The sequence below is a fragment of the Cryobacterium cryoconiti genome (assembly GCF_004403065.1).
GTDB classification, from domain to species: Bacteria; Actinomycetota; Actinomycetes; order Actinomycetales; family Microbacteriaceae; genus Cryobacterium; species Cryobacterium cryoconiti.
The window spans coordinates 54,586-65,932 of record NZ_SOHA01000044.1; the positions used below are offsets into that span (position 1 = coordinate 54,586).

An 11,347-nucleotide genomic window follows, 5' to 3' on the forward strand; every position below is an offset into this window, starting at 1 on the left:
CTACCGCAGCGCCGACACGTTCAGCGCGATCGCCTTGAAGTTCGCGATCCGCTGCTCGTAGCGGGCGGCGAGAACGATCAGCAGGATCCCCCCGGCACCCAGCCACAGCCACCACGGCACAGCGCCGTAGGCGAGCGAGATCCACGGCCACAGCTGCGCCACGCCGTGGATCAGGAGCACCACGGCCCCGATCACGAACGGCGCCTGCAGCTTGCGCACCAGCCCGACCACGATCACGACGGTGGCGACCACGCCCAGCAGAACGATCCGCCAGAGTGCGCTCTCGGTGACGTCCTGCAGCATCGAGGGCACCAGGAGCACCAGCAGGCCGGGGGCGAGCCAGGGCCAGCTGCGGGCGCGCGGCACCGCGTCGAGGTGCAGCCATCCGCTGGTCAGCAGGGCGATCGCGAGCGGCACGGTCACGATTTCGATCGTGTCCGGTGTGCTCCAGGCCGCGCCGGCAACCACGGCCGCCGCGCCGGCCCCGATGGACACCCAGGCCACCACGCGGCCGGGCCGGCTGTCGTCGAACCAGAAGGCCGCGACGTGCAGGGCGGAGAAGGTGAAGACGAGCAGGATCACCCGGATGGTCGCCAGCGGCGCGAAGCCGAGCGCGACCACCTCGGCCGCGAGGGTGGCCACGATCGCCAGAACGATCAGGCCGTAGCCGCAGCGGAGGGCGGCATCCGTCGACGGTGCGGGGTCGTCGTGCTCGGCGCGGCGTGCGGCGGTCACCAGGCAGGCGGCCGCGGCGACCACGATGAGCAGGGTGGGAAGCAGCCAGGCCTCGAGGCGGGCATCCGGGCCACGGGGCGACTCCTGCAGCAGCGGCAGGATGCGGGCCGCAGCCGTGATGCCCACGGCGGCCAGTCCCATCCCGACGGCCGGCCAGGCGGCGGCGTTCCAGCGCGGTTGCCGCACCAGGACGGCGCCGGCCACGGCCAGGGCGCCGCCGAGACCGAGCACGAGGATCGGCCGGAGCAGGTCGGAGCTCGTGCCGCCGGCTGTGGCGATCGCGCTCGGCAGCAGGGCGAGGGCGAGTCCGGCGGTGACCCAGAGCGAGGCCGTCCGTCCGGTTGCCACGGACGCCGCGCTCGCAGGCCCGCTCGCCTGCGCGCCCGGCTTCGCTGGCGCGGGAAGCAGTCGCCCGAGCACGAGCGCCACGCCCACCGGCACGGTCGCCAGCTCGAAGGGGTCAGGCGCGGACAGGGTCCAGCCCGCGAGGACGGTCAGACCGGCGGCGCCGATGCAGACCCAGCCGAGCATCCGGCCCCCTGGGCTCAGGTCCGAGCGCAGCACAACCAGGTGCAGAGCGGCGAAGACCGAGGCGAGAACGGTCACCCGGATCGCGGCGAGCGGTTCGTGGCCGAGGGCGGACACCTCGGTCAGGAGGACGCCGCCGATCGCGAGGATCAGCAGCCCGTAGCCGAGGCGGGTGGCGGCGGCATCCGTCGGCTGGTCCGGCGCTCGGTCGGCCGCTCGGCGGGTGACGACCGTGAGGGACGTGCCGACGGCGGCGACGAGCAGGGCGGCGGGCAGCAGCCAGGCCTCGAGCAGCAGGGTCGGGCCGGCGGGCACCTGGCCGAGCAGGACCAGGATGCGCGTGGCGGTAACGATGGCCACCGCGGCCAGACCCACGAGCACGGTCGGCCGCGCCACCAGGCTCCACCGCGGGTGCTGCACCAGGAGCGCCCCCGCCACGGCGAGGGCGCCGCCGAGGCCGATCACGAGGATCGGCCGGAGCAGGTCGCCGGCAGCCGTCCCGGTGCCGACGCTGACCGCGCTCGGCAGCAGGCCCAGGGCCAGACCCAGGGCGATCCACCACGAACCAGGCTGAACGCCGGCGACGGATGCCCCGGCCGCCCGGTCGCGCACGGCCAGCAGTCGGCCGAGCACGAGGGCGACGCCCACCGGCACGGTCACGAGTTCGATCGGCTCGGGGCCGACCACGGCCAGCGCGGCGAGCACGGCGACACCGGCGGCGCCGATGGCGACCCAGCCGAGGGCGCGGCCCTCGCCGCTCCGGTCGAAGCGCACCACGGCGACGTGCACGGCGGCGAAGATCCAGGCCAGCAGGATCACGCGGGGCTCGGCCAGCGGTGCGTAGTCGAGGGCGAGCAGCTCGGTGAGGAGGCCCGCGACGAGGGCGAACATGAGCACGCCGTAACCGAATCGGCGCCCGCGGGCTGCGGTTGTTCCGGGTGCCGGCGGTGCGGGTGCCGGTGCCGGTGCAGGTGCACGTGCCGCCGTCGCTGCCTCCTTCGCCACCGCCGCGATGGCACCCGCGCCGATGCCGAGCAGCAGCAACACGGCGGGAAGCAGCCAGGCCTCGAGCCGGGTGTCCGGGCCGAGGGGGCCCGTTCCGAACAGCGACGTGAGGCGCGCCCCGGCAGCGAGCACGACCGTGAGCGAGCCCACGCCGAGCGCGGGCCAGGCCAGGCGAGCCCTCTGCGGGCGGGACAGCAGGAATGCTCCGCCGAGGCCCAGGGCGCCGCCGAGGGTCAGGGTGAGGATCGGGCGCAGGAGGTCCTCGTTCGTTCCGCCGACGAGCGCGCTGGGCAGCAGGGCGAGGGCGAGCCCGGCGGTGATGCGCCGCGCCGCCGCGGAGCCCCGGCGTTCGCCGGGCACGGCAGGGGCACCGGGCAGGGCAGGGGCGCCGGGCAGGGCGGGGGTGCCGGGCGCAGGCCGCCCGGCAAGAACCTGGCCGACGACCACAGCGAGGGCGAGCGGAACGGTCACGAGCTCGAACGGTTCGGTGGCCCCCGTCAGAACCGAGCTCAGCGCGGCCACGGCGGCGAGGCCGGCGGCGGCCCAGCCGACGCCCGCCGTGAGCGGGGCACGCGGTCGCCAGAGGGCGAGCACGTGCGTCAGGGACAGCGCCAGCACGAGCACGGATGCCCGCACGCCGGTCACGCCGTCGACACCGTTCCCGGCCCCGGCGAAGGCGCTGATCTCGGCGATGGTCACCAGCGTGAGGGCGAGAACCAGCAGGGCGCCCGTGGCGAGCCGCCGGGGTCGCCGGGTGGCGGCATCCGTCTGCCGGGCCAGCAGGAATGACCCGGCGATGACCGTCGCGAGCGGCAGGAGCCAGGCTTCCAGCCCGGTGTCGGGCACGCCGGGGTCGCCGAGCACGGTGGCGGCCTGCACGATGCTGGACAGCACGAGTCCGGTGGCGCCGGCTGCGGCAGCGGCGGCAAGGTAGGCCGAGCGCGGCGGCGTCCAGCGCAGCAGGCCGGCCCCGAGCAGCAGGACGGCGGAGATCGACGCCACCGATACCGCGCGGAGGGGTGCTTCGGTTGCCGCGGCCAGCGCGAGCGGCGCGATCGCCACGAGGAGACCGGCCAGGGTGAGCAGCGCGGCCACCGGGCTGGCTGCCGCAGTGCGGTCGACCCGGCCGTACCGGCGGATCAGCACGGCCAGCAGCAGGAGCATGCCCGCGACCGGCAGTACGAACGGTTCCGGTGCCTGGGTTCCGGCCCGGGCCAGGCCCAGCCAGAGACCGGCGATGCCGAGCGTGAGGGCCACCCAGCCCAGATGGCGGCGGGGAGACCGGGAACCGAACAGGCCGTCCGGGGCGATGGCGGTGAGGAGGGCGGTCACGCCGGCCAGGAGGAGCATCAACCAGCCGAGCGGATGCGCCACCCCGAGTGCCCACACCGTGCCGGGCACGAGAATGAGCGCGGCTCCGGACTCCAGCCCGATGCGGTCGCGGTTCCGGCCGCTGAGCACGCCCAGCGCGAGGGCGAGGCCGCAACCGAAGAGCGCGGCCGTGGGAACGAGGAGGAGGGGGGCATCCGTCGTCGTCGTGAGGGTCTCGGCGCTGCTCCAGAGCAGCTGGAGCAGGATCGGCGCCACACCGATCGCGGCAAGCACGCGCGGGACGGCCAGGATCTCGCGGGTGGTGGTGGTGGCGGGTGTGTCGGCCGTGGCCGTGGCGGTGACAACCGCGCCGGTCGCGCGGTTGCCGCGCAGCAGCAGCCAGAGCAGGAGTGCGGCGAACAGCACGGCCGTGTGCACGATGCCGGCCGTCGGCGCACCCTGGAGCAGCGTGGCGCGCTCGGCCGCGGACAGGTCCTCGGCGATCGCCGTGATCGGCAGGCTGAACGCCACCACGGTCGGGGCGAGCAGGGTGAAGAAGGCCCAGTGGCGGTCGGGCCGGGTGAACAGGCGGAGCGGGAGTGCCACGAGCAACTGCAACAGGCCGGTGGCCAGGGTGAGGGCACGTGCACCGTCCACCAGAACGCCGGAGACGGAGCGCGCCTCACCCCGGGTCAGCATGTCGGGCAGGGCGACGGCCGCGATCAGGGTGAGCAGGATCGCCCCGGCCAGGAGGAGGCCGCGGGCAGAGGTCGCTCCGGCAGCGACGGTGCGGGCAATGAGCAGCCGGGAGCCGAGGAACACCGCGATCGCCGCCACGGACCCGATCCACCAGATGCTGCTGCTCTGCCAGCTGATCAGGTAGCCGAGGCCGATGGCGACCACCAGGAACGATCGCACCACCACCCGGAACCGGCCGAGCGAGACCCGGCCGCGATGCTCGAGCAGGAGCACCCCGAGCGAGAGGAACCCGAGCAGAACGTAGATCAGGGTGACCGGCAGCACCGCGCCGGCGAACGGCACGGCGAGCACCGCGATGGCCAGGAACAGCCAGGCCAGAACCCGGCGGCGTGCGGGCAGGATGCCGCCGACATTCCAGGCGAGTCCCAGCAGGAGTCCGACGGTGGACAGGGTGCCGATCGCCCAGGCGCTGGTCGCCTCGACCGGGGGCAGCGCTGCCTCGCCTGCGATACCGCGGGCGAGCGAGACGAGAAGCGGGAGGGCGGCGAAGGAGACGACGAACATGCCGAGGACGGCGGCGCTGAGCGCGGCGGTGCCGCCGCCCACGATGAGCGCGGTGCGCGCCGGGCCGGCGCTGCGGCGCCGGGCGAGGAACTCCGCGCCGAGAGGGGCCAGGGTCGCGACCACGAGCGGAACGGTGATCATCAGAGTCAGATCGCCGGCGCGGGAGGCCACCAGGGGAACGATCGCGGTGACGGTCAGTGCGGCGAGGCCGGCAGAGAAGTACGCGAAGGCAGCATAGGCCGGACCGGTGTCCGCGCGGCGCAGCACGAGGAGCAGGTGCAGCACGGCCGTGACCGTGACGGCACCGAGGGTGAGGAACGGGGCGACGGTCGAGTCCGGGCTGACGAACGCGCTCGTGAGAGTGGCGAGCACGAGTGCCACTCCGCCGAGGCTGAGCACGGTGACGCGTTCGGGCACGCGGTCGGCCGATGGCCAGAAGCGGCGCGCGGTGGGGTCGCCGGCGGGTGTGGGTGCGGTTGGGGTAGCGGATGCGGTCGGGGTAGCCGGCGCCGGAGCGGCGTTCGCCGCGGTCGGAAGGGGGTCGGCGGCATCCGCAACGGCGGAGTTTTTCGCGACCGGCGGCATCCACTGCCCCGGGATGCGGCGTGTCGCCGAATTCTCCTCAGTTGCGTCGTCCGCGGGGTCGCCGGCGGCACCGGCGGGGGTGCTCACGGAGGGGCCGGAACCCGGCCTTGCCAGGGTGAGCGGATGCAGCAGCGCTCCAACGGCGGCGCCGAGGAAGCCGACGAAGAGGCGCAGCGGCTCGTCCTGACCGGAGGCAAGCCCGGCGGCCAGCAGTCCGAGGCCCGGTGCCGCGGCGGCGAACCCGGTGACGCTGGCGACCCGCAGCCCGGACAGGGCGTGCCAGAGGAGGAACAGAGCCGTGCAGGCCACCAGAGTCGTGCCCCAGTAGATGGGCCAGTCGGCGGAACCGAGGCCGAACAGATCGTTCTGCCGCAGCGCCCAGGCGTCCAGGAGCACGAGCACCACGGCCAGCACGCCGATGCCCTCGGCGGTGGCGACGAGGCGTTTGCGGCGCAGCACGCCGGCCGTGATGAGCGCGCCGACGGTGGTGGCGGCGATGATCGCCGAGCGCACCTCGAGTCCGGCGAAGATCCAGGTCACCGTGAGGAAGAAGATCGCCGCCACCGAAACCAGGGTCACGCCGACCAGAAGGAGCAGCACCTGCACGCTCGACCGCTTGGGTGCTCCGGGAACGGATGCCGCAGCCGCCGGCCGCGCAGCCGCCGGAGGCTGCGCAGGCGGGAACCCGGACCGGGACGGTGCGGGCCCGGCGGCCGGCATCGCGGCCGGCGGCCAGGCTGCTGTCGACCGGGGAGGAGCGGGTGGCAGTGGTGCTGCGGTCGACGTTGGGGACACTGCCGGAGCTGGAGCTGGAGCTGCAGCCGCAGCCGCAGCCGCAGCCGCAGCCGCAGCCGGAGCCGGACTCGGTGCGGCAACCGCGGTGGGCGCAGGCGCTGCCGGCGCCGTCATCGCAGGCGGCGCTGCGGGTGCCTCGACCGGAGGTGTCACACGCCGCGCCGCCATCTGAGCTTCGGCGACGTCGAAACGGATGCGCCCGATCAGCTCCCGGCGGCGGTCGAGGGAGGCGGCGGCATCCGTGGACGCGGTCAGCAGAAGCGCCGAGGCCGGGTGTTGCAGGTCGAGCCCGCACGTCGAGCAGACGGCGGAGCGCAGCAGGGCGCGGCAAGCCGGGCACCGCGTGGTGTCGGTGAGCTCGGCGGCGCTGCGCGGCCAGATGACGTTGCCGGCGAACTCCGCATAGGAATCGCCTGAATCTGTTCGTGACATCGTGGCCCCTCGCTGGATGTGAACGTCCCCAAGGCTACTGGGTAGTCGTCCATTCCCTGCCCGCAGGGTCAGTCGGTGGAATACGCGGCCGCACGTGCCCGCGCACAAGCCGGCCGGCCTGCCTCCGCGGGGCCCGTGCCTGCCTCAGTCAGAGCCGGTGCTCAGCCAGCCAGTCCACGAGCACGCGCTCGAACTCCTTCGGTCGTTCGAGGTTCGGCAGGTGCGCAGTGTCGCGGAATGTGCAGCCAGTGACGGACGGGAGCGTCGACAGAAGGTACTCGTATTCGGTCAGGTGCGGGGTGAGGTCGAATTCGCCGACCGTGGCGAGCACCGGCACCTCGATATCGCTGACCTGGTCGAAGGCGGGCGGCTCGAGCGGAATCGGCGTCGGGGACTCCTCCGCGTGCGCGGCGTTGACGCGGCCCAGCGCATAGGCCGTGGCCGTGAATTCGGCGTCGAGGTCGGCCTCCTTGCGCAGCGGGCCGAACGCCCAGAGCGCCACCTCGAGGCGTGCGAGCTTGTGCCAGTCCTGGGCGTCGAACGCGGCATCCATCTCGTCGAACCGGGTGTCCTCGAGATCGGTCAGTTCGATTTCGGGGAACCCGCTGGGCCCTGCTCCCACGGTCACCAGGCCGTTCACGCGGTCGGGACTCTCCGTCGCCAGGTCGATGGCGGTGCATCCACCACGCGAGCATCCGATCAGCGTCGCCGATGCCACTCCGAGGTGGTCGAGAACCGCGCGGGCGTCATCGCGGGCGGAGAATTCCACGTCCTCGCTGGTCGTCTGGCCGCATCCGCGGCTATCGAAACGGATGACGAAGTGGCCGGCGGCCAGCGCGTCGATCTGCGGGTCCCACATCCGCAGGTTCGCGATGCCGGCGTGCAGCAGAAGGAGAGCTGGTGACGATACGTGGCCTGCCGTCTCGTAGTAGAGCGACGCGCCGGGAACGGTGAGGTGAGGCATGCTTCAGCGTAGGCGTGCGGTGGGTGCCGCGGCAAGGACAAGTCCGGGGCAGACGAATTGTGCCCCGCGCGGGTCACGACGGTCCTGTGAGCATGCCGATGGCCCATCCCGGGGGAACGTCGCTTCACGGTTATCTCCTTCGTCGGTGTCAACGAGGAATTCCCGTTGATGGGAGGAGGTTCGGAGCGGACTGCGCTGAGGATTAATCAGGCATGCACGGTTGATGGTGGTTCACTCATAAACTAAGGTTAGCCTTGCCTCAGTTGATTTGGAGACAAGATCATCACACCAGACACAGTCCTGCCCGCCGCCAGACTGAACTATGCAGTGCCTCCGGCAGGGGCGGGGGCGGTAGAACAATGAGGAGCACCAAACCTGACCTGTCGGTCGGGTTCGAGGCACTCCGCCTCCTTGCGGGAGATCCGTCCGCGACAGCCTTTGTGACCGCACAGGGAACCATCAGCTACGCCGAACTGGATGAACTGGTCCAAGCCCGGCGGGCATTGCTGGGAGGCGGACGTCGGCTGGTCATGGTGTCGTGCGCGAACGCCCTGGAGCCCCTGGTGACCTATCTCGCCGCCCTCGCGGCTGGTCATCCGGTTCTCCTGGTCGCTGGCGATGGGGACGAGCCGAACCAGGAGCGAAACAGGAACAGTCTCGTTGAGCGCTACGACCCCGACGTGGTTCTGGCGCCGGTGGGCAACGGGTGGCGACTGGACGAGCGACGCAAGGGAAGCCGACACACGTTGCACCCAGAGTTGGCGCTGCTGCTCAGCACCTCGGGCTCGACAGGATCGCCGAAACTCGTTCGGCTGTCACGCGAGAATGTGCTCAGCAACGCGCGAAGCATCGCCGACTACCTCACCCTGACCCCGCAGGACCGGGCAGCCATGACGCTGCCGATGCATTACTGTTACGGGCTGTCCGTCGTGAACAGCCACCTGATCTCCGGCGCGAGCCTGCTGCTCACCGAGCGTTCGGTGGTCGAGACTGAATTCTGGAATGAGTTCGACGAAGCAGGGGCCACCTCCTTCGCCGGCGTTCCATACACCTTCGACCTTCTCGATTCGACCGGTTTCGCCGAGCGGGAGCATGAGAGCCTGCGCTACATCACCCAGGCCGGCGGCCGACTCGGCCCCGACCGAGTGCGCGGTTACGCCCGACTGGGCCGAGAACGCGGATTCGATTTCGTCGTCATGTATGGCCAGACCGAGGCGACCGCACGGATGGCCTACCTGCCGCCCGATCTGGCGGAGACGCGACCCGAATCCATCGGAATCCCGATCCCGGGCGGGCAGTTCCGCATCGACGACCCCGACGAGAAGTCGGTCGGTAACCTCGTCTACACCGGCCCGAACGTCATGATGGGATACGCGGAGAGCCCGGCAGAGCTCGCCGCTGGACCGACAGGGGGGGATCTACGAACCGGCGATCTGGCCCGCCGCCACGACGACGGACTCTTCGAGATTGTCGGGCGGAGCAGTCGCTTCGTCAAGATATACGGCCTGCGGATCGACCTCGACGGGGTCGAGCGGCTCCTCGCCGACGATGGACTCGAAGTCAGGGCGGTCAACCTCGAGGAACGCCTTGTGGTGTTCGTGCGGCACGGGTGGGCTCTCGGGCTTGTCGCGCCGATTGCCGCGAAGGCGCTCGGCCTGCCCGGTCACATCGTGCGGGCGCACCTGATCGAGGAATTCCCCCTGACGTCCAGCGGCAAGCCAGACATCGCGAGCCTGCTTCGGCAGGCGGCCTCGCTCGAGCGAGACGTCCAGCCGGTGGACCGCACAGACACCGTGACGGCGGAAAATATTCGGGCTCTTTACGCAACCCTCCTCGACCGCCCGGACGCGGTCGCCGATGATAGCTTCGTTGCGTTGCACGGCGACTCGCTGAGTTACGTCGAGGTCTCGGTTCGGCTTGAGCAGATGCTCGGCACGCTCCCCAGGGATTGGCCCGCGACGTCGGCCAGAGACCTGGCCGGCCACCGAAATGCGCCGGTTGGGGTGCACCCCCGACGCAAGATGGCGCGCATGGAGACATCCGTCGTACTGCGGGCTATCGCCATCGTGCTGGTCGCGGGGACCCACGCCAACCTCTTCCACGTGCAGGGCGGTGCTCACCTGCTGCTCGGGATACTGGGCTTCAACCTGGCTCGATTCCAGTTCGCCGCGGTGCCTCGGCCGATGCGGCTCCGGAAGCTTGTGCGCAGCGCTGCCCAGATCTTCATCCCGGCTGTGCTGTGGATCGGTGGAGTCGCCCTGATCGGCGGGACGTACGAACCTGCGACGGTCTTCCTGCTGCACAACCTGCTGGGCGGCGACGATCAGTGGACGGTCCAATGGCAGTACTGGTTCCTGGAATCTGTCGTGTGGACCATCCTCGGCCTGGCGCTCGTCTTCTGCGTGCCCCAGCTCGACCGGTTCGAGCGCCGATACCCCTTCGCATTCGCGGCCTCCTTCGTCGCGGGCGCGCTTCTGCTGCGCCTGCTGCTGACCGAAGGCGTCGAGGCGGGGCCGACCGAACGGTATTCGCTGCCGATCGTGCTGTGGCTGATCGCTCTCGGCTGGCTCATCGCGCGTTCCACCGACGCCACGCGGCGGGTGATGAGCTCGGCGGTCGTCGTGCTCACCGTTTCGGGCTTCTTCGGAGACCCGGGCCGAGAGGCGATCACGATCGCGGGGCTACTGCTCCTGCTGTGGGTTCCGGCGGTGCCCCTGCCGCGGATGCTGGTGCCGGTGTTGAGCGTCGTTGCCTCGGCGTCGTTGTTCGTCTATCTCGTCCATTGGCAGGTCTTCCCGCTGTTCGGGGGCGCTTTCCCACTGCTCGCCACCCTCGCTTCCTTCGCGGTGGGCATCCTTGCCTCCCAGGGGTATTCCGCACTGGGCGGTTGGTGGAGGGCTCATCCCGCGGCCTTGGCCCGCACGCTACTGTCCGCCCCAATTTTCAAGGCGGACACCCCTGCCCATGATGCGCGCAATAACAAAGTGCGTGCTCATTGACCCCGCCACTGCGGAGAGAGTCCTGTTGACGGGCGTGAAGAGAGCGTAGGTGCCGACGGCGGCGACAATGTCCAGCACGACGACGAGGCCCATCGCGCCGATTCCGGCCAGACACAGCTCTTTTCAGGATGCCCTGGCCCGCCACCCGTGGGCGTCGACCGTGCGCGACTCCGGAACGAACCCGGGACCGGCCACCCTCCGGCACCACGACCGGGTCGAGTACCCGAGTCGAGCCGCGGGTCAGAACGGCGCGGATTCGGATGCAGCGTCGGAGTCGGGCTCGGGCGCCGGCCCCGCAGGGGGCGTGGCCGGTTTCGCGGCCGTCGATGCCGAGTGGATGATCGTGGCCGGCTCGCTCACGAACGTGCGGCCGGTCGGCGATGTCCACTCCAGCAGCCCGTCACCGAGATGCACCACCCGCCACCCGGTCTCGCTCTTGAGCGCATGACACGCCCGGCAGAGGTGCGCGAGGTTGTCGTGCGCGGTCACACCGTCGAACTGCCAATCCACGGAATGGTCTAAATCGCAGTGCGCGGCCGATTTGTTGCAGCCCGGGAACCGACACGTTTTGTCGCGCACCCGCAGTAACCGTTTCAGGTCTTTCGGCACCTTGTACCGGTCGCGGCCGACCGAGAGCACGGCGCCTGTTTCCGGGTGCACCAGGATGCGGGTGAAGCTCGGCGCCCCGGCCGCGATCTGCCGGGCCGTGTCCGGGTCGATCGGCCCATAC

Annotated in this window: 4 protein-coding genes; 1 reads left to right on the forward strand and 3 read right to left on the reverse strand. The window is 71.3% G+C overall.

What is annotated here, in order from left to right:
• A complete protein-coding gene (locus E3T49_RS15975) occupies positions 1–6,654 on the reverse strand; it encodes an SCO7613 C-terminal domain-containing membrane protein (protein WP_134425903.1) in 6,654 nt (2,217 codons plus the stop codon).
• A gap of 148 nt (positions 6,655–6,802) precedes the next feature.
• Positions 6,803–7,618: an alpha/beta fold hydrolase gene (locus E3T49_RS15980; RefSeq protein WP_134425904.1), complete on the reverse strand. Its 816-nt coding sequence runs from the start codon at positions 7,616–7,618 to the stop codon at positions 6,803–6,805.
• Positions 7,619–7,977: 359 nt separating this feature from the next.
• Here E3T49_RS15980 and E3T49_RS15985 point away from each other — a divergent pair, with 359 nt between their 5' ends.
• Complete coding sequence (locus E3T49_RS15985; protein ID WP_134425905.1) at positions 7,978–10,617, forward strand: AMP-binding protein; 2,640 nt, start codon at positions 7,978–7,980, stop codon at positions 10,615–10,617.
• A gap of 240 nt (positions 10,618–10,857) precedes the next feature.
• Here E3T49_RS15985 and E3T49_RS16300 read toward each other — a convergent pair.
• Positions 10,858–11,347 (reverse strand): HNH endonuclease signature motif containing protein (locus tag E3T49_RS16300; RefSeq protein WP_166785594.1); only part of this gene is annotated, 490 nt, incomplete at its 5' end.